Below are 26,987 nucleotides of genomic sequence, written 5' to 3' on the forward strand. Positions count from 1 at the left end.
CTGGCCTTCAGGCTGCCATTCATGGATGACGCCATGGATGACGCCATGGATGATCATTTTGCTTGTATCATTTTTAATTTAAATTAAACATATAAATCAAATAATTAGAAGCATCATCAGCAAAACAGTTCATGACATCGCCCTGCCTGCCCGAAAGAGACAGGATAGCACTAAACCGCGACATTCTTAACCAGCATTTTACATGTTCACCAGCGCCAAAAATGGAAATAATTATGTTTTTTAATGACATAAAAATACATTCTATTCCCACCGGAACCGGGACAGTCACCAACACGCTATGAATACTTTTTGCTGCGCCGGGTTGGGGCGGTATTGACCGGATCGTCCGGCCAGACATGCTTCGGGTAGCGCCCTTTCATCTCTTTTTGTACTTCGCGGTAGCTCCCCTGCCAGAACGCGGCCAAATCGCGGGTGATTTGCAGCGGACGCTGCGCGGGTGAAAGCAGCTCCAGCACCAGCGGCACGCGCCCCCGAGCGATAACCGGCGTAGTGGCTTCGCCAAACATCTCCTGCATCCGTACCGCCAGCGCCGGTGGGTTTTCAGCGTGGTAACGAATCGCGATGCGGCTACCGCCAGGCACCGTGTAGTGCGTGGGCAGTTCGCTATCCAGCTTCTGGCGCAGCGGCCACGGCAGCCAGTTTTGCAGCGCCTGACGCACATCCAGCGCCTTCAGCGCGCGCAAAGAGTGGACTCCGCTCATCTGCGGCAGCAGCCAGGCCTCAAGGGATGCCAGCAGCGAAGCATCATCCACTGCCGGCCATGCCTCTTCCGGCAACCACTGCGCGGCGCAATGCAGTCGCAGACGCAGTTGCTCCGCCTCCGGCGTCCAGTTGAGCACGCTTAATCCTTTATCACGGATACCGTTGAGCATCGCCTGATGCAGCTCTTCTTCAGAAGGCTTCGCCAGCGGCTGAGTCTTGATCACCAGTTGACCAATGCAGGTGCGTCGCCAGGCCTTCAGGGTACCCAGCGCGTCATCCCACTCCACAATATCGGCGCACCGGGCCAGCAACGGGCACCGGGCGATCAGCGCGTGAATATCCACCGGCAGCGCCAGTAAGATCCGCGCATCCGGCGATGAACTGCCCTGCAACAACAGCGGGGCAATCAGCCATTCGTGGCGATTCAGCGCATCATCGACGTCAAGCATCGCCCCCATCCCGTTCGCCAGTTGATAGCGCCCCTCCTGACCACGACGCTGAGCGATACGATCGGCAAACGCGGCAACCAGAAGCTCGGCCATACGATCCGCATCAGGCTGGCCGCTGCGAGCCGCCAGCCGTTTCATTAGTTGCTGCGCCCGCTGCTGCCAGTTGCTCTGCTGACGGGAAAACACGGTACTGAGATCGCCACTACCGCCGCGCGGCGGCTCTTCGAGGATCGCCGCCAGCTTTGCTGCCGTCGCCACGCCATCAGCATCATCTGCGGCTGTCAGCACCGCCGCCAGCCGTGGATCGTTACCCAGAGCGGCCATTTTGCGCCCATGCGCCGACAACCGTTCGCCATCCAGCGCAGAGAGCGCCGTCAGCAAACGACGGGCCGCCGCCAGGTTAACCGCGGGCGGCAGATCCAGCCAGCGAAGCTGGGACGGTTCCGGACATCCCCACAGTAAAAGCTCCAGCAACAGCGCCGACAGATCGCTGTGCAGAATTTCCGGATCGCTCTGCGCCGCCGCGCGCTCGGCCTGCTCTTTACTCATCAGATGCAGACAGATCCCCGGCGCCAGCCGCCCGGCGCGTCCGGCGCGCTGGGTCATTGAGGCCTGACTAATACGCTGCGTCACCAGACGGGTTAATCCCGTCCGGGCATCAAAGCGGGCGACCCGTTCCTGTGCGCTATCGACCACCAGGCGAATACCTTCAATGGTCAGACTGGTTTCAGCAATATTGGTCGCCAGCACCACCTTACGCATCCCGGCAGGAGCGGGAAGTATCGCCTTACGCTGTGCGCTCAGCGGCAGCGCACCATACAGCGGACAGAGGACAACATCGTTCGCCACTCGTTCAGCCAGTTGCTCCTGCACCCGCTGAATTTCCCCGATGCCGGGCAGAAACAGCAGCATCGATCCGCTTTCACCGCGCAGCAACTCGCTGGCGGCAATAGCCACCGCCTCATCAAATCGCTGGTGGATCGGCAGTGGCGCAAAACGCCGCTCAACCGGAAATGCACGCCCTTCAGAAACAATTACCGGCGCATCCGGCAGCAACCGCTGCAGACGGTCGTTATCCAGGGTTGCCGACATGATCAGCAACCTGAGATCGTCGCGAAACCCCTGCTGAACATCCAGCAGCAGCGCCAGCGCCAGATCCGCCTGCAGGCTGCGCTCGTGGAATTCATCAAGGATCACTAGCCCGACATCGGTCAGTTCAGGATCGCGCTGGATCATGCGTGTCAGAATGCCTTCCGTCACCACTTCAAGACGTGTATCCGGTCCGACACAGGTCTCAGCGCGCATACGATAGCCCACGCTCTCGCCGGGTTTCTCCCCTAGCTGTTCCGCCAGCCTTTGCGCCACATTCCGCGCCGCCAGCCGTCGCGGCTCCAGCAGGATAATACGACCGTTAATTTCACCTTCCGCGAGAATACGCAGCGGCAGCCAGGTGGATTTCCCGGCACCGGTCGGCGCATTGAGCAGAACCTGCGGCGCATGCCGCAGGGCAGAGAGAAGTTCAGGGAGAACGGCGGCAACCGGCAATGAAGACACGAAAAACTCCGGAGGTTAACATTTGAAGGCTGGCATTGTAGCATTCTGATAATTCATTACCGAGTCTCTATCATGTCCAAGCCGAAAAGGCTGTTTTTCGCCCTTGAACTTCCTGACGAGGTTCAGCAGCAGATCGTTCACTGGCGCGCCGCCTGCTTTCTCGCCGATGCTGGTCGGCCAGTCGCAGCGGATAACCTCCATCTGACGCTGGCGTTTCTCGGCGAAGTCAGCGCGGAAAAACAGCGGGCGCTGGCGGCGATGGCCGGTCGTATTCGCCAGCCGGGCTTTACCCTGACCCTTGACGATGCCGGGCAGTGGCTGCGCTCACGGGTGGTGTGGCTGGGCATTCGTCAGCCGCCGCGTGGGGTGCTGCAACTGGCGAATATGCTGCGCGCCCAGGCGGCCCGTAGCGGCTGCTACCAGAGCCCGCAGCCGTTCCATCCTCATATCACCCTGCTGCGCGACGTGCGCCACGCGGTGCCTATTCCGCCGCCCGGCTTCAACTGGTCGTTTGCGGTCAATGAATTTGTGCTCTACGAGTCCGGTTTTAGCCGCGGACGTACCCGCTACAACGTGCTGGAACGTTACCCTTTCGACAAGGAAAGCTGATGCAATTTACTCCTCCGCTACAGTCCGCCACCTTAATTAAACGTTACAAGCGGTTTCTCGCCGACGTAGTAACCCCTGATGACCGCGAGCTGACCCTGCACTGTCCCAACACCGGCGCGATGACCGGTTGCGCCGAACCCGGCGATACTGTCTGGTATTCCACCTCGGAGAATCCTAAGCGCAAATATGCGCATACGTGGGAATTAACGGAAACCGCACAAGGCGCGGTAATTTGTGTGAATACTCTACGCGCCAACGCCCTGGCGAAAGAGGCGATTCTGGCGGGAAATATTCCGCAGCTTTTGGGTTATCAAACGCTTAAAAGCGAAGTGAAATACGGTGATGAAGGCAGCCGCATTGATATTTTGTTACAGGCAGATTGCCAACAAGACTGCTATATTGAAGTGAAATCGGTTACGTTGGCGGAGAAAGAATACGGTTATTTTCCCGATGCGGTCACCGTGCGCGGTCAGAAGCACCTGCGGGAACTGATGAGCGTCGCGGCGACGGGTAAACGGGCAGTGATTCTTTTCGCCGTGCTGCATTCGGCAATCGACCGTTTCTCACCCGCGCATCATATTGATGCCAGATACGCACAGTTATTGATTGAAGCGCAAAGCAAGGGGGTAGAAATTCTCGCATACAAGGCGGAACTTTCTACTGAAATGATGACTCTGAATAATCCGATTACCGTGGCGTTAACCCCCGGTAAGTAAACGGCTAAATAGTATTCTGATCGTGAGCGCGAATACGCTTTTCTTCACAGGGTTGTCAAGTGTAACGTTTAGATAATTGCTATCCGGAAAAGCATCTGCTATTTATAGCGGCCTGATTTTCCCCCAACACGGGGATCGATAGTGCGTGTTAAGGAGAAGCAACATGCAAGAAGGGCAAAACCGTAAAACATCGTCCCTGAGTATTCTCTCCATCGCTGGGGTGGAGCCGTACCAAGTGAAGCCGGGCGAAGAGTATATGAACGAAGCCCAGCTGGCGCACTTCAAGCGCATTCTTGAAGCATGGCGTAATCAACTTAGGGATGAAGTGGATCGCACCGTAACGCATATGCAGGATGAAGCCGCTAATTTTCCGGATCCGGTAGACCGTGCCGCTCAGGAAGAGGAGTTCAGCCTGGAGCTGCGTAACCGCGATCGCGAACGTAAACTGATCAAAAAGATCGAGAAAACACTGAAAAAAGTGGAAGACGAAGATTTCGGCTTCTGTGAATCCTGTGGCGTCGAGATTGGTATCCGTCGTCTGGAAGCGCGCCCGACCGCTGACCTGTGCATTGATTGCAAAACGCTGGCGGAAATTCGCGAAAAACAGATGGCAGGCTAATCACTTCGCTGGCATCTTTCCGGCGGGAGTTTTCTCCCGCCCTGATGTTTTTGTCACCTCATGAAAGATTCACACTATATCGGGCGCTTTGCTCCCTCACCTTCCGGCGAACTTCACTTCGGCTCATTGATTGCCGCGCTTGGCAGCTATCTACAGGCACGGGCGCAGAACGGTATCTGGCGCGTACGCATAGAAGATATCGATCCGCCGCGTGAAATCCCCGGTGCCGCAGAGACGATTCTCCGTCAGTTAGAACATTACGGCCTGCACTGGGACGGCGAAGTGCTCTGGCAGTCGCAGCGCCATGACGCTTATCGCGAACGCCTGGCCTGGCTGCATGAGCAGGGACTTTGCTATTACTGCACCTGTCCCCGTGCGCGCATTCACGCAATTGGCGGCCTGTATGATGGCCATTGCCGGAGTTTAAGGCTCGGCGCAGAAAACGCCGCTTTGCGGTTGCGGCAAACCCGCCCGGTGCTGGCATTTTACGATCGGCTGCGCGGCACCATTATCGCCGACGAACCGCTGGCGCGTGAAGATTTCATTATCCATCGCCGCGACGGCCTGTTCGCCTATAATCTTGCGGTGGTCGTGGACGATCACTTTCAGGGCGTCAGCGAAATTGTCCGCGGCGCCGATCTTATCGAGCCGACGGTGCGGCAGATTTCGCTCTATCAGCATTTTGGCTGGCAGGCGCCGGACTATATCCATTTGCCGCTGGCCCTTAATGCGCAGGGCAATAAACTGTCGAAGCAAAACCATGCGCCTGCGCTTTCGCAAGGCGATCCGCGCCCGGAAATTGTGCGGGCGTTAACGTTTCTTAACCAGGATGTTATTCAGGAATGGCAGGCGTTGAGTATTGAAGATTTACTCAAGCACGCGGTAGCAAACTGGCGGCTGGAACAAATCCAGCATTCTCAAACGCTTTCTCCTGAGCTATGATTAGCCGCTATTTTTACTCGTCGACTTTCAGGTTGCTCCGGCGTTGGCTGCGCTTGTTTCCCCCGGTCCGTTGCTTTTCTGTGCGTCCGGGCGTCGCAAGTTTACCATCTTGCTGCAATCCGCAATGCATAGAGTAATATTTTTGTCCTGAAGTCCGTCTGACACTACGAGGTGTACCATTTTTACCCGAGTCGCTAATTTTTGCCGTAAGGTGCTAAGCCGTGAAGAACGCGAGACTGAAGCCGCCGTTGAACAGCAACATATGACGGTTATCCCGCGAGATCAGCATGCAATTTCCCGCAAAGATATCAGTGAAAACGCTCTCAAGGTCATGTACAGACTCAATAAAGCGGGCTACGAGTCGTGGCTGGTCGGCGGCGGGGTTCGCGACCTGCTGCTAGGCAAAAAGCCCAAAGATTTCGACGTTACCACCAATGCGACACCTGAGCAGGTACGTAAACTGTTCCGCAACTGCCGTCTGGTAGGCCGTCGCTTCCGCCTGGCGCACGTGATGTTCGGGCCGGAAATTATTGAAGTCGCCACCTTCCGCGGCCATCACGAAGGCCACACCACCGATCGCGTCACCTCTCAGCGCGGTCAGAACGGCATGCTGCTGCGCGACAATATCTTCGGTTCAATTGAAGAAGATGCCCAGCGCCGTGATTTCACTATCAACAGCCTTTATTACAGCGTGGCTGATTTTAGCGTGCGCGACTATGTCGGCGGCATGAAAGATCTGCAGGATGGCGTGATCCGCCTGATCGGCGATCCGGAAACCCGCTATCGCGAAGACCCGGTGCGGATGCTGCGCGCAGTGCGTTTTGCGGCCAAGCTGAACATGAGTATCAGCGAAGAAACCGCCGAGCCGATTCCACGCCTGGCGACGCTGCTGCACGATGTGCCCCCGGCGCGTCTGTTTGAAGAGGTATTAAAGTTGCTGCAGGCCGGCGACGGATATCAAACCTACCTCCTGCTGCGCGAATACAATCTGTTCCAGCCCCTGTTCCCCAGCATTACCCGCTATTTCACCGAGCGCGGCGATAGTCCGATGGAGCGCATCATCAGCCAGGTGCTGAAAAATACCGATAACCGTATTCGCAACGATATGCGCGTTAACCCGGCGTTCCTGTTTGCGGTGATATTCTGGTATCCACTGCTGGAAACGGCGCAGAAAATCGCCCAGGAGAGCGGTCTGGCCTACTACGATGCCTTCGCGCTGGCGATGAACGACGTGCTGGATGAAGCCTGCCGCACGCTGGCGATCCCTAAACGCATCACCACGCTGGTGCGCGATATCTGGCAGCTTCAGCTACGGATGTCTCGCCGCCAGGGCAAACGCGCATGGAAACTGCTGGAGCATCCAAAATTCCGCGCCGCCTACGATCTGCTGGAGCTGCGCGCGGGTGCGGAAAACAACAGCGAACTGCAGCGTCTGACCAAATGGTGGGGCGAATTTCAGGTCGCCACACCGCCAGATCAGAAAGATATGCTTGACGATTTGGGGGACGATCCTGCTCCCCGCCGCCGTCACCGTCGTCCGCGCAAACGCGCGCCTCGCCGCGAAGGTAGCGCATGACCCGCGCCTGGATTGCCATCGGCAGCAACCTCGCCTCGCCGCTGGCGCAGGTCAACGCTGCCATTAGCGCGCTGGCGGAAATTCCTGACAGCCAGGTAGTCAGCGTATCCTCATTCTACCGTACGCCGCCGCTGGGGCCACAGGATCAGCCTGACTACCTGAACGCCGCCGTTGCGCTGGAAACCACGCTTACAGCTGAAGCGCTGCTCAACCATACCCAGCGCATCGAACGCCAGCAGGGACGCACGCGTAAAGCCGAACGCTGGGGGCCGCGCACGCTGGATCTCGATATCATGCTGTTCGGCGAAGAGGTGATAAATACCTCGCGCCTGACCGTTCCGCACTACGATATGAAAAACCGTGGTTTTATGCTGTGGCCGCTATTTGAAATCGCCCCGGAACTGCGTTTCCCGGACGGGCTGGCGCTAAGTACCGTTCTGGCGAATCTCGCCGCGGATAAACCCGCGTTCTGGTAATATTTCTCCGTTTTTCAACAATGGCGGCAATCGTGGTAATCGGTTGCCTAAAACCATTGCCCCCCCGAGTACTGCTGTTAGAATGCCGATTAATATGACTTTCATCATCAGGAAACGTTATGAAACCGACGACTATCGCCCTGCTGCAGAAATGCAAACAGGAGAAGAAGCGCTTCGCTACCATCACCGCCTATGACTACAGCTTTGCGAAGCTGTTTGCAGACGAAGGGATTAACGTGCTGCTGGTCGGAGACTCGCTGGGCATGACGGTACAGGGCCACGATTCCACTCTGCCAGTGACAGTAGAAGATATCGCCTACCACACCCGTGCGGTGCGTCGCGGCGCGCCGAACTGCCTGCTGCTCGCGGATCTGCCGTTTATGGCTTACGCCACACCGGAACACGCTTTCGGGAACGCCGCTGTCGTGATGCGCGCCGGGGCCAATATGGTGAAAATCGAGGGCGGCGCATGGCTGGCTGATACCGTAAAAATGCTTACCGAGCGCGCAGTACCGGTGTGCGGACATCTCGGCCTGACGCCCCAGTCGGTGAATGTCTTCGGGGGTTACAAAATCCAGGGACGCGGCGATGCCGGGCAAGTTTTGCTTGATGATGCGCTGGCATTAGAGGCGGCTGGCGCGCAGTTGCTGGTGCTGGAGTGCGTGCCGGTCGAGCTGGCGAAACGCATCACTGAAACGCTAAGCATCCCGGTGATCGGCATCGGCGCAGGCAACGTTACCGACGGGCAAATCCTCGTGATGCATGACGCCTTCGGTATTACCGGCGGCCATATACCGAAATTCGCCAAAAATTTCCTTAGCACGGCGGGCGATATGCGCGCTGCGGTGCGGCAATATATTGCCGAAGTAGAAGCCGGCGTTTATCCGGGAGATGAACACAGTTTCCATTAAATTTCTCAGGCATCCCCGGGTGGCGGCGTCATCGTCTTACCCGGGTTATCAGACCATACGAACCTGTCGCCCGCCACGCGGGGATAAGGTTTAGCGCTACAGGAGTGTTGTTGTGCTGATTATTGAAACCCTGCCGCTACTGCGCCAGCATATCCGTCGTTTACGCCAGGAAGGTCAACGCATTGCGCTGGTTCCCACCATGGGCAACCTGCACGAAGGGCATATGAAGCTGGTGGAGACGGCGAAAGCCAGCGCGGACATTGTGGTAGTCAGTATTTTCGTCAACCCAATGCAGTTTGATCGCGCCGATGATTTAACGCGCTACCCGCGCACGCTGCAGGAGGATTGCGAAAAGCTGAATAAACGTAACGTCGATTTTGTCTTCGCGCCGGCCCCGGCGGAAATCTATCCCCTGGGGACCGAAAACCAGACTTACGTTGATGTTCCCGGCCTGTCGACCATGCTTGAAGGCGCCAGCCGTCCGGGTCACTTCCGCGGCGTTTCCACCATCGTCAGTAAGCTGTTCAACCTGGTTCAGCCGGATGTCGCCTGCTTCGGCGAAAAAGATTTCCAGCAACTGGCGCTGATTCGCAAGATGGTGGCCGATATGGGCTATGACATCGAGATTATCGGCGTACCCATTATACGCGCCAAAGATGGCCTGGCGCTGAGCTCGCGTAACGGCTATCTCAGCGCCGATCAGCGCAAAATTGCGCCGGGGCTGCATCAGGTAATGAGCAACATGGCAGAAAAACTGGCAGCCGATGCGCGTAATCCTGATGAGCTAATTGCCATCGCGGCTCAGGAGTTGAACGAGAAAGGCTTTCGTGCCGATGATATTCAGATCCGCGACGCCGACACGCTGCTTGAGCTGACGGAAACCAGTAAACGGGCAGTGATCCTGATGGCCGCATGGCTCGGCCAGGCACGACTGATCGACAACCAGATCGTGACGCTCGCCCGGTAGACAGGGGTTAAAAATCGGGCAATACTTGCCTGGAATTTCCTCAAAGCGGGTGCCGCATCCGCTTTGTTATCAATAAGCTTTAAAGGTAGACGTTATGATTCGTAATATGCTGCAGGGCAAACTCCACCGCGTTAAAGTCACGCAGGCCGACCTGCACTATGAAGGCTCCTGCGCTATTGATCAGGATTTTCTCGATGCATCCGGCATTCTTGAGAATGAGGCCATTCATATCTGGAACGTGACCAACGGTAAGCGCTTTTCCACCTACGCCATCGCCGCGGAACGCGGTTCGCGAATAATTTCCGTCAACGGCGCGGCGGCGCACTGCGCGAGCGTCGGCGATATTCTGATTATCGCCAGCTTCGTGACTATGCCTGACGAAGAGGCCCGCAGCTGGCAGCCGAAAATCGCCTATTTTGAAGGCGACAATGAAATGAAGCGCCAGGCAAAAGCAATTCCGGTGCAGGTGGCCTGATTTACCCCTGCGGCTGGTTGCTAATCATCCGCGACATGGTCTCCAGTGAATCCGTTCTTAAAATATAGAGTCTTTTCAATAAGAACGGATTATCTCCCGGTTTGACCTTTCCTCTCACCGTCGTCACCGCCATGTGAAAACCGGCGTCGTTGGCCGCGTTGATCGCCGTCGCGTTATAGCCGCCAAAAGGGTAAGAAAGATAGATTACATGCGGATTAAACTGCGCCAGCGCCCGCCGTGAATGTTCAAAATCGAACAAAATATTATGATAACTGCGGCTGAGCAGGATCGGATGGCGATGTGCATCAACCCGGTGCAGAAAATGCGTATGCGACTGGATATCAAAGACGTCCTGAATCTGTTTTAATTCAGAAACGCTCATAAACTGCAACGAGTTCGGCGCCCATTTCTGTGGGTGGCGCTTGATGCGTGACGAGATAATAAACGCCGTCGCATGAAAACCATACCGTTTGAGTATGGGATACGCATAGCGATTGACCGACTTCAGACCATCGTCAAAAGTAATAACGACAGCACGCGCAGGAAGATTCACGCTATTGTGCAGATAACCTTCCAGCTGATACATGCTCAGAGTGGTATAACCCTGGTCGCGTAGCCAGGTCATCTGGTTGCTGAAGGCGCGTACGGAGGTGGTGGTCGACGTATGGCGGAATCGGGTGTTTTCTTCGTCACGCAGGATATGATGATAAGTGAGCACTGGAATGCCATTGTCTATCTGCGCGTCCAGGCTACTCACCCATGCCAGCCGGTTGCCGATGCGGATCTGAAACCAGGTTTGATGCAGCCTGTCTTTAAGCTTGCTAATAATGGGATAGCGCAAATTACTGGCCAGCATGCCAAACTTCTCGCTACCGATAGAAGGCGCATTATAGACCGGCGTATCTTTCCAGGTAATGAGGTTTTGATTGCTCAGCGGTTTGTTCAGGTCACCCAGGCTATCTTCAACCCGCCGTTTACCCCGCACCGGCTGCAGATGCCCTTTATCAATAAAACCCGTCGCAAAACCAAAATTAAACGTGTCGTAATCAGCCGCTGATGGCATCACCGCCAGAATTTGCCCTGCCCTTACGTTGCCCACGCTCACCACCTGATGACCAACCTGCGCCCAGATATCGGCATTTTCCGTGGTTTGCATGTAACGAACAGAGGCACTCTGCGGAGTGAGCAGACTGGCGGAAACGCTAAGTGACATAAACAGGAAAAGTAAAGCAAGAACTCGGGCAAACATGCGTATCGAACCGGTAAACAAAGGCGGTTATCATTGTAACAAAAGCGCTATCAATACCAATGCTTAATTCCCGTACGGCTCATGCAACAGCCGGAAAGGCGGATTTTTTTGCTGCTGATGCCAAAGGCTGCTGACGGCAGGGCCGCCGGCGCTGACGATGGCCTGACGAAAGGCCGCGCTGCTCAGCGTCTGGCGCAGGAGATACATCTCCTCCAGCAGGGGGTAACTAATCCCGGAGATCACTTCGCAATGGGTATGTTTATGGCTCATCAGCGCTGCCACGCGATAAGGCGCCGCGCCGGTTTTATCGGTAAGAAAAATCACCCCTTCGCCGCTGTCCGTCTCATGCAGCGCATCGCACATCATGCGACTCAACATATTACTGCTGAGATTACGCCAATAATTCACCGCCCGGCATTGCGCCAGAGGGCCAAACTTTTTCTCCAGACGATCCCGCATTTCCTGCGCCAGTTCATCATGGCAGATAATTACCCAACCTAACATCGCCCCCTCCTTAGCAAGCAAACAATCTAACAAGGAAAGTGATGAATATCGGTGATGACAGTCAAAGATTGCCTGATAGCGCTTCGCTTGATGGGCCGCGAAGCGCTACTGCTGAATTCATTAGCTGCGGAGCCCGCGCCCACGCTGAATCAGATACCAGCACAATAAATAAAAGGTGATGATAAACACCACCAGCACGCCAACAGTGGTGGCCAGTGGCACATCGTTAATGCCGAGGAAACCATAGCGGAAACCGCTGATCATGTAGACGATAGGATTCAGGTGCGACAGCCCTTGCCAGAACGGCGGCAGTAGCGTCAAAGAATAAAAAACCCCCCCCAGATAGGTCAGCGGCGTCAGTACAAAGGTCGGAATCAGGCTGATATCATCAAACGTTTTGGCAAATACCGCATTCAACAGGCCCGCAAGGGAAAATAACACTGCGGTCAATATCAGCGTCAAAGCAACAAATAGCCAGGAGTGAACCTGAAACGGAACGAAAAACAGCGATATCGCGGTTACCAGAATCCCGACGCACAGACCACGGGCGACGCCGCCGCCAACATAACCGGCAATAACCACATGCGTAGGCACTGGCGCGACCAGCAGCTCTTCAATATTGCGCTGAAATTTTGCGCTAAAGAAAGAAGAAGCCACGTTGGCATAAGAGTTGGTGATCACCGCCATCATAATCAGACCCGGCACAATAAACTGCATATAGGTAAAACCGTGCATTTCACCAATACGCGAGCCGATCAGATTGCCGAAGATAACAAAGTAGAGGGTCATCGTAATAACCGGCGGTACCAGAGTCTGGATCCAGATGCGCATAAAACGATGAATTTCTTTGGTCCAGATGCTTTTCAGCGCAATCCAGTACAGCTGTATCATGCTGATTCTCCTTTTCTTTCATGTACCAGCGTGACAAACAGCTCTTCCAGGCGGTTAGCCTTATTACGCATACTTAACACCTGTATTCCCTGCGCACTCAACTGGGTAAATACGCTGTTAATTCCCTGCTCACGCAGCACTTCAACCTCCAGCGTCGAGGTATCAACCAGGCGATAGTGGTAACCCTCCAGTACCGGTAACGGGCTTTTGGGCGCCAGATCGAGAATAAACGTCTCTGATTTCAGCTTGGAAAGCAGCGCTTTCATTGAGGTGTTTTCCACCAGTTCACCACGCTGAATAATGCCGATGTTGCGACACAGCATCTCAGCTTCTTCCAGATAGTGCGTGGTCAGGATAATCGTGGTGCCTTTATCATTTAAATCTTTCAAAAATCCCCACATTGAGCGGCGAAGTTCAATATCCACCCCCGCCGTTGGCTCATCAAGAATCAATAGCTTAGGCTCATGCATTAACGCCCTGGCAATCATCAGGCGACGTTTCATCCCGCCGGAGAGCATCCGCGCGCGTTCATGACGTTTTTCCCAAAGATCGAGCTGTTTGAGATACTTTTCACTACGAGCAGTGGCTACCTTACGTTCAACGCCATAGTAGCCCGCCTGATTGACGACGATCTGTTGTACGGTTTCAAAGGGGTTAAAATTGAACTCCTGCGGCACCAGGCCGAGCTGCCGTTTCGCGTTGACCACATCTTTTTGCAGGTCATAGCCAAATACATTGACCTCGCCGGAGGTTTTATTTACCAGTGAACTGATAATGCCAATAGTGGTGGATTTCCCGGCGCCGTTTGGCCCCAGGAGCGCGTAGAAATCGCCAGCTTCAACCTGCAGATCGATTCCTCGCAGCGCCTGAACCCCGCCGGGGTAGGTTTTCTTCAGCTGTTTTAGTTCCAGAGCAATGGTCATTAAATATCTCTTCTCGTGTCCTGACACGCGATGGGTTGTTTTAAAAACGGTAAGGTTAACCTATATTAGCGCAACGCACTTACTTGGTTACAGGCCCGTAAACATCCATGAACGATATAGATACACTCATCAGCAATAATGCACTATGGTCAAAAATGCTGGTGGAGGAAGACCCCGGTTTTTTTGAAAAACTGGCACATACGCAGAAACCGCGCTTTCTGTGGATTGGATGTTCTGATAGCCGCGTCCCCGCTGAACGTTTGACTGGCCTGGAACCTGGCGAACTGTTCGTCCACCGTAACGTCGCTAATCTGGTGATTCATACCGACCTGAACTGTCTTTCCGTTGTGCAATACGCCGTTGACGTACTGGAGGTTGAGCATATCATCATTTGCGGCCACTATGGCTGCGGCGGCGTACAGGCGGCAGTTGAAAATACCGAACTCGGTCTTATCGACAACTGGCTGCTACATATTCGCGATATCTGGTTTAAACACAGCTCATTGCTGGGCGACATGCCGGAAGAGCGTCGTCTGGACACCCTTTGCGAATTGAATGTGATGGAACAGGTCTACAACCTGGGGCATTCCACAATTATGCAGTCGGCATGGAAACGCGGACAAAAAGTGACTATCCACGGCTGGGCTTACGGTATCCACGATGGGATGTTACGCGATCTTGACGTGACCGCCGTCAGCCGTGAAACGCTGGAACAGCGCTATCGCCAGGGCATTTCCAACATTAAAAGCCGGCACGCCAGCCACAGGTAACTCACCCGCTTGCATCTATCCCGGATAAGCGGCAGCACGCTCCGGGATAGGGTGTAAAATCTTACTCGTCCAGCAGAATCACTTTGCCGATATACGGCAGATGGCGATAGCGCTGAGCATAATCAATGCCGTAGCCCACGACGAACTCATCAGGGATGGCAAAACCAACAAACTCCACCGGAACATCCACTTCACGACGGCTTGGCTTGTCCAGCAAAGTACAAATTGCCAGTGATTTTGGTTCGCGCAGGCTAAGAATTTCACGCACTTTTGACAGCGTGTTGCCAGAGTCGATGATATCTTCCACGATCAGCACATCTTTACCGCGGATATCTTCATCCAGGTCTTTGAGGATTTTTACATCACGGGTAGTAGACATACCGCTACCGTAGCTGGAAGCGGTCATGAAATCGACTTCATGTGGTACCTGAACTTCACGACACAGGTCGGCCATAAACATAAATGAACCGCGTAATAGCCCCACCAGCACCATTTCGCTACCGCTCTCTTTGTAACGTTCGTTGATTTGATGCCCCAGCTCAGCGATACGGGCTTTGATCTCGGTTTCCGGGATCATCACTTCTACAGTATGTTTCATAAACTAACCATTTGATTCTTAATATAAATCATCAAATCCGCTGCTATCGCAGCCGACATTGACCGGCAAGCCACGCAGTATACCAGTAAAAAGAAATTTACGGTGTAGGGATTAATAAAGCCAATTTTGTGATATCGGTCACACTTGTTAAATCCTATAATTAATTGCAGTTAAAAATTTACAAACAACCGAGTGTTTTTTTATGGCAGAAACAAAAAATCAACAATCACGGCGACTCGTGACGCTGACGGCACTTTTTGCAGCGTTCTGTGGCCTGTATCTTTTGATCGGCGGAGTGTGGCTGGTCGCGATTGGCGGCTCATGGTATTACCCTATCGCAGGCCTGGTGATGCTGGGTGTTACCGTTATGCTACTCCGCGGTAAGCGTTCTGCACTTTGGCTTTACGCCGCACTACTGCTGGCGACCATGATCTGGGGCGTATGGGAGGTTGGCTTCGATTTCTGGGCGCTGACGCCGCGCAGCGATATCCTGGTCTTCTTCGGCATCTGGCTTATTCTGCCCTTTGTCTGGCGTCGTCTGCCTGTTCCATCCAGCGGCGCGGTGGCCGGACTGGTTATCGCCCTGCTGATCAGCGGCGGCATCCTGACCTGGGCTGGCTTCAACGACCCGCAGGAGATCAATGGTACATTGAACGCTGATGCGACGCCCGCTGCAGCCATCTCCGATGTTGCCGATAGCGACTGGCCGGCATATGGCCGTAATCAGGAAGGCCAGCGTTACTCGCCGCTGAAACAGATCAATGCCGATAACGTGAAGAACCTGAAGAAAGCGTGGGTTTTCCGTACCGGGGATCTCAAACAACCTAACGATCCGGGTGAAATCACCAACGAAGTGACGCCGATCAAAGTCGGCGACACGCTCTACCTCTGTACCGCTCATCAGCGTCTGTTCGCCCTTGATGCGGCCACCGGGAAAGAGAAGTGGCATTTCGATCCGCAGCTCAATGCCAACCCGTCCTTCCAGCACGTTACCTGCCGTGGTGTCTCTTATCATGAGGCCAAAGCAGATAACACGCCTGCCGATGTGCTTGCAGACTGCCCGCGCCGTATCATTCTGCCGGTCAACGATGGTCGGCTGTTCGCCATCAACGCCGACAACGGAAAGCTGTGTGAATCCTTTGCTAATAAAGGCATTCTCAACCTGCAAACCAATATGCCGGTCACCACACCAGGCATGTATGAACCCACTTCACCGCCGATTATTACCGACAAAACCATTGTCATCGCCGGTGCTGTGACTGATAACTTCTCAACCCGCGAGCCGTCGGGCGTGATTCGCGGTTTTGACGTCAACACCGGTAAGCTGCTGTGGGCATTCGACCCGGGTGCCAAAGATCCAAACGCTATCCCGGCAGATGAACATCATTTCACCCTGAATTCGCCGAACTCCTGGGCACCAGCGGCCTATGATGCGAAGCTGGATCTGGTCTATTTGCCCATGGGCGTGACCACGCCGGATATCTGGGGCGGCAACCGGACGCCAGAACAGGAACGTTATGCCAGCTCCATCGTGGCGCTGAATGCCACCACCGGTAAGCTGGTGTGGAGTTATCAGACCGTTCACCACGATCTGTGGGATATGGATATGCCGTCGCAGCCAACGCTGGCCGATATCGACGTTAACGGCAAAACCGTTCCGGTGATCTACGCCCCGGCAAAAACCGGCAACATTTTTGTGCTGGATCGCCGCAATGGAGAACGGGTTGTCCCGGCGCCGGAAAAACCGGTTCCGCAGGGCGCGGCCAAAGGTGACTATGTTGCGAAAACTCAGCCGTTCTCCGACCTGAGCTTCCGCCCGAAGAAAGATCTGACCGGCGCAGATATGTGGGGCGCCACCCTGTTCGATCAGCTGGTGTGCCGCGTTATCTTCCATCGGTTACGCTATGACGGGATTTTTACGCCGCCATCTGAGCAAGGTACGCTGGTCTTCCCCGGCAACCTGGGTATGTTCGAATGGGGCGGAATCTCCGTCGATCCGAACCGTCAGGTCGCTATTGCTAACCCGATGGCGCTGCCGTTTGTGTCAAAACTGATCCCTCGCGGCCCCGGTAATCCAATGGAGCAGCCGAAAGACGCCAAAGGCTCCGGCACCGAATCCGGTATTCAGCCACAGTACGGCGTTCCTTATGGCGTGACGCTGAATCCGTTCCTGTCGCCGTTTGGCCTGCCGTGCAAACAGCCTGCCTGGGGCTATATCTCCGCACTGGATCTGAAAACTAACGAAGTGATCTGGAAAAAACGTATCGGTACGCCGCAGGATAGTCTGCCGTTCCCGATGCCGATTAAGCTACCGTTCACCCTGGGTATGCCGATGCTAGGCGGCCCCATTTCAACCGCCGGTAATGTGCTGTTTATTGGTGCGACAGCGGATAATTACCTGCGCGCATACAATATGAGCAACGGTGAGAAGTTATGGCAGGCCCGTCTGCCTGCTGGCGGCCAGGCAACCCCAATGACCTATGAAGTGAATGGCAGGCAGTATGTTGTCATTTCTGCCGGCGGTCACGGTTCGTTTGGCACGAAGATGGGCGACTACATCGTCGCTTACGCTTTACCTGACGACGAGAAGTAAACGCAAGGCCCGGAAACCGGGCCTTTTTTAATGGTTCACATCAGGCGCGTTCACCAGAACGACAGGCCCAGGCGATAACATCCTACACCGTAAATCCCAGCATCATGCCGGTATCTTCATGCTCCAGCAGATGACAATGCGCCATATACGCGTGTTCTTTCGGCGCGTCGTGGTCAAATTTCACCAGCACTTCACTGACATCGCCCTCTACCCGCACGGTATCTTTCCAGCCGCTACGATGCGCAGCGGGCGCTTTGCCGTTTTCAGATAAGATACGGAACTGGGTACCGTGGATATGGAACGGGTGGAGCATCATGTCGCCAGTACCAGAAATCACCCAGCGCTCATACTGGCCTTTGGCCGCCGCAAACATGGGAACATTCATATCAAAGGCTTTACCATTGATGCGGTTAGCATTATGAAAATCAAAGCCTGCCTCACCGTGACTCATATGCCCCGTGCCCGCGTGGTTCATATTATTCATATTTCCCATCGCCCCGTGATCCATCATCATGTCCTGATCCATTCCGGACATCGCCTGGTCGCCATATTTTTGCATCAACGCCTGCATGCCCATCATATCAAGCATCGGATCCATAGAAAGCTGTAGCGTCCGCTGCGTTAACCCGTTTAAAGCGGGGAGCGCTGGCATAGCCGCCAGGCGATCAGGCAGTTTACCCGAAGCCTGAATCACCAACGGTTGAATGCGCAGTACCGGCTGCGGTTTATCAAACGGTGGGATCGCCATGCCCATCTGGCTCACCGGCAGCGTTATCAAATCAAAAGGTTTACCGTCAGAGGTATCCACCAGCACTTCGAAACGCTCCCCCATTAACACCGGCAATTCGTCAACTTTCACCGGTTCAGCCAGCAAACCGCCATCGCTGGCGACGACATACATAGGCCGATTATCGCTGGTGGAGAAATTCAACGAACGCGCATTACAGCCATTAAGCAGACGCAAACGCAGCCAGCCGCGAGGCGCAGCATGTTCGGGATAAATCGCCCCATTAGTCAGCAGCGTATCGCCAAACCAGCCAACGGCGGCGCTCATCATATCGAGCTGATAATCAATCTCGCCCGATGAAGTGAATTTTTTGTCCTGTACAATCACCGGGACATCATCGATCCCCCACTGTTTTGGCAGCAGCAGCTTTTCGCTCTCTTCATCGGTAATCACTACCAGGCCTGCCAGCCCCATCGCCACCTGACGACCGGTTTTGCCATGCTTGTGAGGATGAAACCAGCAGGTAGCGGCCCGCTGGGTAGGGGTAAAGCTCACCGAACGGGAGGCACCTGCGGCAATCACGCCCTGCGGGCCGCCATCCACCTCCCCGGCAACCTCCAGACCATGCCAGTGCACGGTAGTCTCCTCTGGAAGGCGGTTATGGATATCGATCGTTACCGTTTCGCCTTGTTTAAGCTGCAGCGCTGGCCCCAGCAAACTGCCGTTATACCCCCAGGTGGTCGTAAGGTGAGAATTAAACTGCGTTTTGCCCGCCTGAATAGTTAAGCCAATATGATTACGCGCATCACCAGTCAACAGATCGGGTACCGGTAGCGCCGGGCGACCGGCAGCCAAAACCGAGCGACTCCACAACGGCAATGCGCTGGTTACGCTAAGCGCAGCGGTTAATTTGAGAAACTCACGACGTTGCATTCTCACATCCTTTCATTCTGCTGATGAATGTTTAAGCTTAAACCTTCCCGTTGCTGGAAGGTCAAGCAGAAGAGTAAGAATAAAGCTCAGCGTACTATAAAGAAGTATGCTAACGTTATTTGTCCGTGATCCAATGGTAGAAAAAATGAAGACGCTTTTCAGAACAATAGTGCTTGGCAGCCTGCTTACTCTTTCCGCCAATAGCTATGCATTAAGCGAGTCCGAAGCGGAAGATATGGCTGATTTAACGGCAGTATTTGTCTTTCTGAAGAACGACTGCGGTTATCAAAATCTGCCTAACACGCAAATCCGCCGGGCGCTGATCTTCTTCGCTCAGCAGAATCAGTGGGATTTAAACAATTATGATAGCTTCAACATGAAAGCATTGGGCGAAGACAGCTACCGGGACCTTCGCGGAATAAAAATCCCCACCAGTAAAAAATGCAAAGCGCTGGCGCGTGATTCACTGAGCTTGCTGGCTTACGTAAAATAATTATCGCCAATAATTCCTGTGACAACGCAGCAGAGCAGGCGCGTATTGATCCTTGCCGACAGGCGCTATAAGCGCGGAAACATCCCCGACAAGCCGCCAGAAAATATCATCCGGCCGCAGCTCACAAAGTCTGAGCCATCCATCAACTACAGAAGCCACTTGATGTTAAATCACACAACAGTGATGACCTGTCGGTGGTTTTGGCGAAAACCCGATATTGTTTACTTATCGGAAGCTTAGATCCTATCCCACCAGGCGTTATTGGCGCAGACAGTTTGAACGCGGCCAGCGCGGAAGAACCGGAGCGTACACGTAGTACGTGAGGATTCTGAGCACTGCCCAGGTTCAAAATGACAAGCAAAATAGCCCTAACGGGATAGGCTCTTAATTCCATCTGAATTATTTCGGTGAGCATTTACTTTTATGACCTTCGGCCCCACGTAGCCACAAGACGTTACCCTCCTTAGAAAATCGGCCTGACCGCGAGGACGACAGCCAGAAGGCGGTTCGTGACAAGGCTATTCACCGGAATCCCCCGATCGACGGCTTAACTGTCCGGCATCAGAGTATCCCCTGCTGATTTATCCACCGTGCATCATCATCTATAGTTGGCTATGATGTTGCGCTCATTTTAATGGGGGTAACGGATGTTAACAAAGGAGGAACGACCTGTGGCTGACAACGAGCTGTGGCATGAAACATTGCACGACCATTTTGGTCAGTATTTCAGTGTGGATAATGTGCTGTATCATGAAAAAACCGCGCATCAGGACTTAATCATTTTCGAAAACGCCGCCTTTGGCCGGGTGATGGCGCTGGACGGCGTGGTGCAAACGACTGAACGCGATGAGTTTATCTACCATGAAATGATGACTCATGTTCCTCTGATGGCCCACGGTCAGGCAAAACATGTATTGATCATCGGCGGCGGCGACGGCGCCATGCTACGCGAGGTCTCTCGTCATCGCAGTATAGAAACCATTACGATGGTTGAGATCGACGCGGGCGTCGTTTCTTTCTGTCGCCAGTACCTTCCTGCCCATAACGCCGGGGCGTATGACGATCCGCGTTTTACGCTGGTGATTGACGATGGCGTCAATTTTGTTAACCAGACAACGCAAACGTTCGACGTAATAATCTCCGACTGCACCGACCCGATCGGCCCCGGTGAGAGTTTGTTTACTTCCGCATTTTATGAAGGCTGTAAACGTTGCCTGAATCCTGGCGGGATTTTTGTCGCCCAGAATGGCGTCTGCTTCCTGCAGCAGGACGAAGCTATTAACAGCCACCGTAAGCTTAGCCACTACTTCCGCGATGTGAGTTTCTATCAGGCGGCGATTCCAACCTATTACGGCGGCATAATGACCTTCGCATGGGCCACGGATAACGAAGCCCTGCGCCACCTTTCCAGTGAAATTATCCAGGCGCGTTTCCATCAAACTGCGCTCAAATGCCGTTATTACAATCCGTCTATCCACACAGCGGCATTCGCGTTACCGCAATATTTGCAGGATGCGCTGTCCACCGTTAAGTAAGGGGGTGATCTAAATTGAAAAAATTGAAACTGCACGGCTTTAACAACCTGACAAAAAGCCTGAGTTTTTGTATTTACGATATCTGCTACGCAAAAACAGCAGAAGAACGCGATGGTTATATCGCCTATATTGATGAGCTCTATAATGCCAACCGCCTGACGGAAATTCTGTCAGAGACATGCGCCATTATCGGCGCAAATATCCTGAATATCGCTCGTCAGGATTATGAACCCCAGGGCGCCAGCGTCACTATCCTGGTTAGCGAAGAACCGGTCGACCCACAGTCTATAGACAAAACAGAGCACCCGGGCCCGCTACCCGAGGCCGTCGTCGCCCATCTGGATAAAAGCCATATTTGCGTGCATACCTACCCGGAAAGCCACCCTGAAGGCGGACTATGCACCTTTCGCGCCGACATCGAAGTTTCCACCTGCGGCGTGATTTCCCCGCTGAAGGCGCTGAATTACCTGATCCACCAGCTAGAGTCCGATATCGTCACCATTGATTATCGCGTGCGTGGGTTTACGCGTGATATCAACGGCATGAAGCACTTTATCGATCATGAAATTAACTCTATTCAGAACTTTATGTCTGAGGATATGAAGTCGCTGTACGACATGGTGGATGTGAATGTCTATCAGGAAAATATCTTCCATACCAAAATGCTGCTTAAGGAGTTCGATCTTAAGCACTACATGTTCCATACCAAACCGGAAGATTTAACTGAAGAAGAGCGCAAGGTCATTACCGACCTGCTGTGGAAAGAGATGCGCGAGATCTATTACGGCCGCAATATCCCTGCCGTGTAAACATAACGGGGGAGCACGGAGGCTCCGCCATATTTAACCTTGCTGGATGAAATGACGATACGCCACCACCACCTGCAGAAAGTCTTCCACGCCGCAGAGTGATAAGCTCTCTTCGTCGTAATAGCGCATCCCCTCTTCAATCTCATCGCCAGAAAAATCCAGCTGATTGGCGCGGATCATCACCTCCTCACCATCCATCCAGAGCGTATACTCATGCCCTGCCCGTTGCCAGGAACGCTCACTGCCCTTTAGCGCACGCGCCGCTTGTTCCACTTCATCAAGCAAGGCCAGGTTCTCTTTCACTTCTTCGTTAAACCAGTGCCCTACCACCTCGTGGCCCATGGACATACGCACTTTTACCACTCCGGTAATATCGCGCAGAAATTCGTAATCCATAATGTGTTCCTCTGCTCCCGGCAATGCGCCATTACCGCATTGCGTCTGTGCTGTAATTATCGCAGTACAACGGAAGAAAAAAAGCGGAACGGGCGGAAGGAATAGAAATAAAAATGCCCGGTGACGCAAGGTTCACCGGGCATTGATGCGTTTTTACGCAGAGCAGGTCGGAGCCGTTACACCGCGGTCTGGAAAATCACTCCGTCGGCTTTCTCAGTATACTGACCCAACTGGTCGAAGTTCAGATAACGGTAGGTATCTGTCGCCGTTTTATCCACCTGCGCAATATAAGTCTGGTACTCTTCCGGCGTCGGCAGTTTACCGATCAGCGCCGCGACCGCCGCCAGCTCTGCTGAGGCCAGATAGACGTTCGCCCCGGTCCCCAGACGGTTCGGGAAGTTACGGGTTGAGGTCGAAACCACCGTCGCTCCATCGGCGACGCGCGCCTGGTTACCCATACACAGGGAACAACCGGGGATTTCAATCCGCGCGCCGCTCTTACCAAAGACGCTGTAGTAGCCCTCTTCGGTCAACTGCGCCGCGTCCATACGGGTTGGCGGAGCCACCCACAGACGAGTCGGCAACTGGCCTTTATGACTATCCAGTAACTTACCGGCGGCACGGAAGTGACCGATATTGGTCATGCAGGAACCAATAAACACTTCATCAATCTTCTCACCCTGCACATCAGAGAGCAGACGCGCGTCATCAGGATCGTTCGGCGCGCAGAGGATCGGTTCTTTGATATCGGCCAGATCGATATCGATCACTGCCGCATATTCGGCATCCGCATCGCCTTCCAGCAATTGCGGATCCGCCAGCCACTTTTCCATCCCCTGAACGCGACGTTCCAGAGTACGACGATCGCCATAGCCTTCCGCGATCATCCACTTCAGCAGGACGATGTTGGAGTTCAGGTACTCGATGATCGGCTCTTTGTTCAGTTTGATGGTACAACCCGCGGCGGAACGCTCGGCAGAGGCATCGGTCAGCTCAAATGCCTGCTCGACTTTCAGATCCGGCAGCCCTTCGATCTCCAGAATGCGGCCGGAGAAGATGTTTTTCTTACCTTTCTTCTCAACGGTCAGCAGACCCTGTTTGATCGCGTACAGCGGGATCGCGTGTACCAGATCGCGCAGGGTAATACCCGGCTGCATTTTGCCTTTGAAGCGCACCAGCACCGACTCGGGCATATCCAGCGGCATAACGCCGGTCGCCGCCGCAAAGGCCACCAGGCCAGAACCCGCCGGGAAGGAGATGCCAATCGGGAAACGGGTATGGGAATCGCCGCCAGTACCCACGGTATCCGGCAGCAGCATCCGGTTCAGCCAGGAGTGGATGACGCCATCGCCCGGGCGCAGAGAGACGCCGCCACGGTTCATGATGAAATCCGGCAGCGTGTGATGGGTGGTCACATCGACCGGTTTAGGATAGGCCGCGGTGTGGCAGAAAGACTGCATCACCAGGTCGGACGAGAAGCCCAGGCACGCCAGGTCTTTCAGTTCGTCACGGGTCATTGGGCCGGTGGTATCCTGAGAGCCTACGGAGGTCATTTTCGGTTCGCAGTAGGCGCCCGGACGGATACCGGCGACGCCGCAGGCGCGGCCAACCATTTTCTGCGCCAGCGAGTAGCCGCGAGCGCTTTCCGCCACGTCTTTCGCCTGACGGAACACGTCACTGTGCGGCAGTCCCAGCGCTTCACGCGCTTTGGTGGTCAGGCCGCGACCGATGATCAGCGGAATACGACCACCCGCGCGTACTTCGTCGATCAGCACGTCGGTTTTCAGTTCAAAGCTCGCCAGCAGTTCACCGGTTTCGTGATGGCGGACTTCACCCTTATACGGGTAAACGTCAATCACATCCCCCATATTCAGGTTGCTTACGTCCACTTCAATGGGCAGCGCGCCCGCATCTTCCATGGTGTTAAAGAAGATCGGCGCAATTTTGCCGCCGAGCACCAGTCCGCCGCCGCGCTTGTTCGGCACGTTCGGAATGTCATCTCCCATAAACCACAGCACAGAGTTGGTGGCGGATTTACGCGAAGAGCCGGTGCCAACAACGTCGCCCACGTAGGCTAATGGGTAGCCTTTTTGCTGTAACGCTTCGATCTGTTTGATCGGCCCCACCACGCCGGGCTGATCCGGGTCGATACCTTCACGGGCATTTTTCAGCATTGCCAGAGCATGCAGCGGGATATCCGGGCGCGACCAGGCATCCGGCGCTGGCGAGAGGTCATCGGTGTTGGTTTCGCCGGTGACTTTAAAAACGGTAACGGTAATTTTGTCAGCCAGTGGAGGACGGCTCAGGAACCACTCCGCGTCAGCCCAGGATTGCATTACCTGTCTGGCATATTCATTGCCCGCTTTGGCTTTCTCTTCAACATCATAGAAGTTATCGAACATCAACAGAGTATGGGACAACGCCTTAGCGGCAATCGGCGCCAGCTTCGCGTCTTCCAGCGCATCAATCAGGGGATGAATGTTGTAACCACCCTGCATGGTGCCCAGCAATTCGATGGCTTTTTCCGGGGTAAGCAGTGGGGAAGTCGCTTCGCCTTTGGCAATCGCGGCAAGGAATCCGGCTTTAACATAGGCGGCTTCATCGACGCCCGGCGGTACACGGTTAATTAACAGGTCTAACAGGAATTCTTCTTCACCCGCAGGCGGGTTTTTCAGCAGTTCTACCAGCGCGGCCATTTGGGTTGCATCTAAGGGTTTGGCAACAATCCCCTCGGCGGCACGCTCAGCTACGTGCTTACGGTATTCTTCTAGCACGACGGTTCTCCTCGCTCTCATTGTAAAATGCGGCAGGCGATTCTCTTCACGCTCCTGTGAGACAGCAGTTTGTAGGGTAAATGCCCGATACCGCATCGGCAGCATAGCAGGATTTTCGCGGGGTGTTAATCTGTTTACAAAAAAGCAACATTAAAAATTAGCTGAATCGTTAAGGACAGGATATTGCAGGTTTTCTGGTCAGTGAGCGGAATATTTGTCCTATGCGATCAGGAGTGTTTGGCAGACAGTGACAGGCATGTCGTATTATTTACACCGAGACGTTCTCAGCATCGGGCATTAAAAAAGCGGCTCACCGAGCCGCCTGTTCATTTTGCCAGAACGAAAGCTTATTTCTTCTTCGCTTTCGGGTTAGGCAGGTCGGTAATGCTGCCTTCGAACACTTCCGCCGCGAGGCCAACAGACTCGTGCAGAGTCGGGTGAGCGTGGATAGTCAGGGCGATGTCTTCAGCATCACAGCCCATTTCGATCGCCAGACCGATTTCGCCCAGCAGCTCGCCGCCGTTGGTGCCGACAATCGCCCCACCAATTACACGGTGAGACTCTTTGTCGAAAATCAGCTTGGTCATACCGTCTGCGCAGTCAGAAGCGATAGCACGGCCAGACGCTGCCCACGGGAAGGTGGCGGTCTCAAAACTGATGCCTTTCTCTTTCGCTTCTTTCTCCGTCAGACCGACCCATGCAACTTCTGGCTCAGTGTAAGCGATGGACGGAATAACTTTCGGATCGAAGTAGTGTTTTTTACCGGCGATAACTTCAGCGGCAACGTGACCTTCGTGAACACCCTTGTGCGCCAGCATCGGCTGACCGACGATATCGCCGATAGCAAAGATGTGCGGTACGTTAGTACGCAGCTGTTTGTCTACGCGGATGAAGCCACGGTCGTCAACTTCTACGCCAGCCTTGCCAGCATCGAGGTTTTTACCGTTCGGCACACGGCCGATAGCCACCAGCACCGCATCGTAACGCTGTGCTTCTGCTGGTGCTTTTTTGCCTTCCATAGAAACGTAAATACCGTCTTCTTTCGCTTCAACGGCAGTCACTTTGGTTTCCAGCATCAGGTTGAATTTCTTGCCGATGCGTTTGGTGAAGACTTTCACGATATCTTTGTCTGCTGCCGGGATAACCTGGTCAAACATTTCGACCACATCGATCTCTGAACCCAGCGCATGGTACACCGTCCCCATTTCCAGGCCGATGATACCACCGCCCATCACCAGCAGACGTTTCGGTACGGATTTCAGTTCCAGTGCATCGGTGGAGTCCCAGACGCGCGGATCTTCATGGGGAATGAACGGCAACTGGATCGGGCGGGAACCGGCTGCGATAATCGCGTTGTCGAAGTTGATCACGGTTTTGCCGTTCTCGCCTTCCACTTCCAGGGTGTTGGCCCCGGTGAATTTACCCAGACCGTTTACCACTTTCACTTTACGGCCTTTCGCCATACCAGCCAGACCGCCGGTCAGTTGAGTGATGACTTTTTCTTTCCAGGTGCGGATCTTATCAATATCGGTATTCGGTTCGCCGAAAACGATGCCGTGTTCAGCCAGCGCTTTCGCTTCTTCAATAACTTTCGCAACGTGCAGCAGTGCTTTAGAAGGGATACAGCCGACGTTCAGGCAAACACCGCCAAGGGTGTTGTAACGTTCTACGATAACGGTTTCCAGACCTAAATCAGCGCAACGAAAGGCAGCAGAATAGCCTGCGGGGCCTGCCCCAAGTACCACGACCTGAGTTTTGATTTCAGTACTCATCAT

General features: G+C 54.2%; 24 protein-coding genes. 14 read left to right on the forward strand and 10 right to left on the reverse strand.

From position 1 onward, the window contains the following. Positions 1–296 precede the first annotated feature (296 nt). The gene (gene hrpB / locus FN037_RS19345) at positions 297–2,726 is read right to left on the reverse strand and encodes an ATP-dependent helicase HrpB (protein ID WP_142502994.1); all 2,430 of its coding nucleotides are present in this window, start codon (positions 2,724–2,726) and stop codon (positions 297–299) included. Positions 2,727–2,798: 72 nt separating this feature from the next. Here hrpB and thpR point away from each other — a divergent pair, with 72 nt between their 5' ends. The 9 genes from thpR to panD all read left to right on the forward strand — a co-directional run bounded on the left by thpR (position 2,799) and on the right by panD (position 10,017). Continuing rightward, on the forward strand, positions 2,799–3,335 hold the full coding sequence (gene thpR, locus FN037_RS19350) for an RNA 2',3'-cyclic phosphodiesterase (protein ID WP_142502995.1): 537 nt from the start codon (positions 2,799–2,801) through the stop codon (positions 3,333–3,335). Next, positions 3,335–4,051 carry a DNA/RNA nuclease SfsA gene (gene sfsA / locus FN037_RS19355; protein ID WP_142502996.1) on the forward strand — a complete coding sequence of 239 codons (717 nt, stop codon included), beginning with the start codon at positions 3,335–3,337 and terminating at the stop codon, positions 4,049–4,051. Before thpR ends, sfsA begins: the two co-directional genes overlap by 1 nt. A 163-nt stretch (positions 4,052–4,214) precedes the next feature. After that, entirely contained in the window at positions 4,215–4,670 is a 456-nt protein-coding gene (gene dksA, locus FN037_RS19360; protein WP_004098689.1) for an RNA polymerase-binding protein DksA, read from the forward strand. A 60-nt stretch (positions 4,671–4,730) separates the two neighbouring features. Beyond that, positions 4,731–5,612 carry a tRNA glutamyl-Q(34) synthetase GluQRS gene (gene gluQRS, locus FN037_RS19365; protein ID WP_138361999.1) on the forward strand — a complete coding sequence of 294 codons (882 nt, stop codon included), beginning with the start codon at positions 4,731–4,733 and terminating at the stop codon, positions 5,610–5,612. A gap of 178 nt (positions 5,613–5,790) precedes the next feature. Further along, a complete protein-coding gene (gene pcnB / locus FN037_RS19370; protein ID WP_138361998.1) occupies positions 5,791–7,188 on the forward strand; it encodes a polynucleotide adenylyltransferase PcnB in 1,398 nt (465 codons plus the stop codon). Then, positions 7,185–7,664 carry a 2-amino-4-hydroxy-6-hydroxymethyldihydropteridine diphosphokinase gene (gene folK / locus FN037_RS19375; protein WP_138361997.1) on the forward strand — a complete coding sequence of 160 codons (480 nt, stop codon included), beginning with the start codon at positions 7,185–7,187 and terminating at the stop codon, positions 7,662–7,664. The genes pcnB and folK overlap by 4 nt, the downstream gene beginning before the upstream one ends. Positions 7,665–7,783: 119 nt before the next feature. Continuing rightward, positions 7,784–8,575, forward strand: a complete 792-nt coding sequence (panB, locus tag FN037_RS19380; RefSeq protein ID WP_138361996.1) for a 3-methyl-2-oxobutanoate hydroxymethyltransferase — start codon at positions 7,784–7,786, stop codon at positions 8,573–8,575. 112 nt (positions 8,576–8,687) lie between these two features. Next, positions 8,688–9,542, forward strand: a complete 855-nt coding sequence (gene panC, locus FN037_RS19385; protein WP_142502997.1) for a pantoate--beta-alanine ligase — start codon at positions 8,688–8,690, stop codon at positions 9,540–9,542. A gap of 94 nt (positions 9,543–9,636) precedes the next feature. Further along, positions 9,637–10,017, forward strand: a complete 381-nt coding sequence (gene panD, locus FN037_RS19390) for an aspartate 1-decarboxylase (RefSeq protein ID WP_138361994.1) — start codon at positions 9,637–9,639, stop codon at positions 10,015–10,017. Position 10,018: 1 nt separating this feature from the next. On the opposite strand, the gene FN037_RS19395 is transcribed toward panD, so the two are convergent. The 4 genes from FN037_RS19395 to FN037_RS19410 all read right to left on the reverse strand — a co-directional run bounded on the left by FN037_RS19395 (position 10,019) and on the right by FN037_RS19410 (position 13,584). Then, positions 10,019–11,272: a polysaccharide deacetylase family protein gene (locus FN037_RS19395; RefSeq protein ID WP_138362059.1), complete on the reverse strand. Its 1,254-nt coding sequence runs from the start codon at positions 11,270–11,272 to the stop codon at positions 10,019–10,021. 57 nt (positions 11,273–11,329) lie between these two features. After that, the gene (locus FN037_RS19400; RefSeq protein WP_138361993.1) at positions 11,330–11,770 is read right to left on the reverse strand and encodes a PTS sugar transporter subunit IIA; all 441 of its coding nucleotides are present in this window, start codon (positions 11,768–11,770) and stop codon (positions 11,330–11,332) included. Positions 11,771–11,890: 120 nt separating this feature from the next. Next, positions 11,891–12,661: an ABC transporter permease gene (locus FN037_RS19405; protein WP_138361992.1), complete on the reverse strand. Its 771-nt coding sequence runs from the start codon at positions 12,659–12,661 to the stop codon at positions 11,891–11,893. Beyond that, positions 12,658–13,584 carry an ABC transporter ATP-binding protein gene (locus FN037_RS19410; protein WP_138361991.1) on the reverse strand — a complete coding sequence of 309 codons (927 nt, stop codon included), beginning with the start codon at positions 13,582–13,584 and terminating at the stop codon, positions 12,658–12,660. Before FN037_RS19410 ends, FN037_RS19405 begins: the two co-directional genes overlap by 4 nt. Before the next feature lie 107 nt (positions 13,585–13,691). On the opposite strand from FN037_RS19410, the gene can reads away from it, so the two are divergent. Beyond that, the gene (can, locus tag FN037_RS19415; protein ID WP_138361990.1) at positions 13,692–14,354 is read left to right on the forward strand and encodes a carbonate dehydratase; all 663 of its coding nucleotides are present in this window, start codon (positions 13,692–13,694) and stop codon (positions 14,352–14,354) included. 61 nt (positions 14,355–14,415) lie between these two features. On the opposite strand, the gene hpt is transcribed toward can, so the two are convergent. After that, complete coding sequence (gene hpt, locus FN037_RS19420; protein WP_142502998.1) at positions 14,416–14,952, reverse strand: hypoxanthine phosphoribosyltransferase; 537 nt, start codon at positions 14,950–14,952, stop codon at positions 14,416–14,418. A gap of 202 nt (positions 14,953–15,154) precedes the next feature. Between hpt and FN037_RS19425 the strand changes: the two genes are divergently transcribed. Beyond that, positions 15,155–17,545, forward strand: a complete 2,391-nt coding sequence (locus tag FN037_RS19425) for a glucose/quinate/shikimate family membrane-bound PQQ-dependent dehydrogenase (protein WP_142502999.1) — start codon at positions 15,155–15,157, stop codon at positions 17,543–17,545. 82 nt (positions 17,546–17,627) lie between these two features. Here FN037_RS19425 and cueO read toward each other — a convergent pair whose 3' ends face one another. Further along, positions 17,628–19,205 (reverse strand): multicopper oxidase CueO, encoded by a 1,578-nt coding sequence (gene cueO, locus FN037_RS19430; protein ID WP_142503000.1) that lies wholly within the window; start codon positions 19,203–19,205, stop codon positions 17,628–17,630. A 145-nt stretch (positions 19,206–19,350) separates the two neighbouring features. Here cueO and FN037_RS19435 point away from each other — a divergent pair, with 145 nt between their 5' ends. The 3 genes from FN037_RS19435 to speD all read left to right on the forward strand — a co-directional run bounded on the left by FN037_RS19435 (position 19,351) and on the right by speD (position 22,042). Then, on the forward strand, positions 19,351–19,698 hold the full coding sequence (locus tag FN037_RS19435; protein ID WP_138361986.1) for a YacC family pilotin-like protein: 348 nt from the start codon (positions 19,351–19,353) through the stop codon (positions 19,696–19,698). 671 nt (positions 19,699–20,369) lie between these two features. Beyond that, positions 20,370–21,233, forward strand: coding sequence for a polyamine aminopropyltransferase (speE, locus tag FN037_RS19440; protein ID WP_142503001.1), 864 nt, complete (start codon positions 20,370–20,372; stop codon positions 21,231–21,233). A gap of 14 nt (positions 21,234–21,247) precedes the next feature. Beyond that, on the forward strand, positions 21,248–22,042 hold the full coding sequence (gene speD, locus FN037_RS19445) for an adenosylmethionine decarboxylase (RefSeq protein ID WP_138361984.1): 795 nt from the start codon (positions 21,248–21,250) through the stop codon (positions 22,040–22,042). A 33-nt stretch (positions 22,043–22,075) separates the two neighbouring features. Here speD and yacL read toward each other — a convergent pair whose 3' ends face one another. From yacL to lpdA, 3 genes are all read right to left on the reverse strand, one after another. Continuing rightward, the gene (gene yacL / locus FN037_RS19450) at positions 22,076–22,438 is read right to left on the reverse strand and encodes a protein YacL (RefSeq protein ID WP_138361983.1); all 363 of its coding nucleotides are present in this window, start codon (positions 22,436–22,438) and stop codon (positions 22,076–22,078) included. Between the two features lie 176 nt (positions 22,439–22,614). Further along, the gene (acnB, locus tag FN037_RS19455; RefSeq protein ID WP_138361982.1) at positions 22,615–25,212 is read right to left on the reverse strand and encodes a bifunctional aconitate hydratase 2/2-methylisocitrate dehydratase; all 2,598 of its coding nucleotides are present in this window, start codon (positions 25,210–25,212) and stop codon (positions 22,615–22,617) included. Positions 25,213–25,559: 347 nt separating this feature from the next. Beyond that, positions 25,560–26,984, reverse strand: a complete 1,425-nt coding sequence (gene lpdA / locus FN037_RS19460) for a dihydrolipoyl dehydrogenase (protein ID WP_138361981.1) — start codon at positions 26,982–26,984, stop codon at positions 25,560–25,562. Between the last annotated feature and the right edge of the window lie 3 nt (positions 26,985–26,987).

The organism is Klebsiella sp. 2680 (genome assembly GCF_900198535.1).
Lineage (GTDB): Bacteria > Pseudomonadota > Gammaproteobacteria > Enterobacterales > Enterobacteriaceae > Klebsiella > Klebsiella indica.

Excerpts from the sequence above, each read along its gene's own strand:
- FN037_RS19435 (WP_138361986.1), top strand. The coding sequence starts at position 19,351 with ATGAAGACGCTTTTCAGAACAATAGTGCTTGGCAGCCTGCTTACTCTT.
- hpt (WP_142502998.1), bottom strand. The coding sequence starts at position 14,952 with ATGAAACATACTGTAGAAGTGATGATCCCGGAAACCGAGATCAAAGCC.
- yacL (WP_138361983.1), bottom strand. The coding sequence starts at position 22,438 with ATGGATTACGAATTTCTGCGCGATATTACCGGAGTGGTAAAAGTGCGT.
- FN037_RS19400 (WP_138361993.1), bottom strand. The coding sequence starts at position 11,770 with ATGTTAGGTTGGGTAATTATCTGCCATGATGAACTGGCGCAGGAAATG.
- folK (WP_138361997.1), top strand. The coding sequence starts at position 7,185 with ATGACCCGCGCCTGGATTGCCATCGGCAGCAACCTCGCCTCGCCGCTG.
- can (WP_138361990.1), top strand. The coding sequence starts at position 13,692 with ATGAACGATATAGATACACTCATCAGCAATAATGCACTATGGTCAAAA.
- FN037_RS19410 (WP_138361991.1), bottom strand. The coding sequence starts at position 13,584 with ATGACCATTGCTCTGGAACTAAAACAGCTGAAGAAAACCTACCCCGGC.
- panD (WP_138361994.1), top strand. The coding sequence starts at position 9,637 with ATGATTCGTAATATGCTGCAGGGCAAACTCCACCGCGTTAAAGTCACG.
- lpdA (WP_138361981.1), bottom strand. The coding sequence starts at position 26,984 with ATGAGTACTGAAATCAAAACTCAGGTCGTGGTACTTGGGGCAGGCCCC.
- gluQRS (WP_138361999.1), top strand. The coding sequence starts at position 4,731 with ATGAAAGATTCACACTATATCGGGCGCTTTGCTCCCTCACCTTCCGGC.
- sfsA (WP_142502996.1), top strand. The coding sequence starts at position 3,335 with ATGCAATTTACTCCTCCGCTACAGTCCGCCACCTTAATTAAACGTTAC.
- FN037_RS19405 (WP_138361992.1), bottom strand. The coding sequence starts at position 12,661 with ATGATACAGCTGTACTGGATTGCGCTGAAAAGCATCTGGACCAAAGAA.
- panB (WP_138361996.1), top strand. The coding sequence starts at position 7,784 with ATGAAACCGACGACTATCGCCCTGCTGCAGAAATGCAAACAGGAGAAG.
- FN037_RS19425 (WP_142502999.1), top strand. The coding sequence starts at position 15,155 with ATGGCAGAAACAAAAAATCAACAATCACGGCGACTCGTGACGCTGACG.
- dksA (WP_004098689.1), top strand. The coding sequence starts at position 4,215 with ATGCAAGAAGGGCAAAACCGTAAAACATCGTCCCTGAGTATTCTCTCC.
- cueO (WP_142503000.1), bottom strand. The coding sequence starts at position 19,205 with ATGCAACGTCGTGAGTTTCTCAAATTAACCGCTGCGCTTAGCGTAACC.
- thpR (WP_142502995.1), top strand. The coding sequence starts at position 2,799 with ATGTCCAAGCCGAAAAGGCTGTTTTTCGCCCTTGAACTTCCTGACGAG.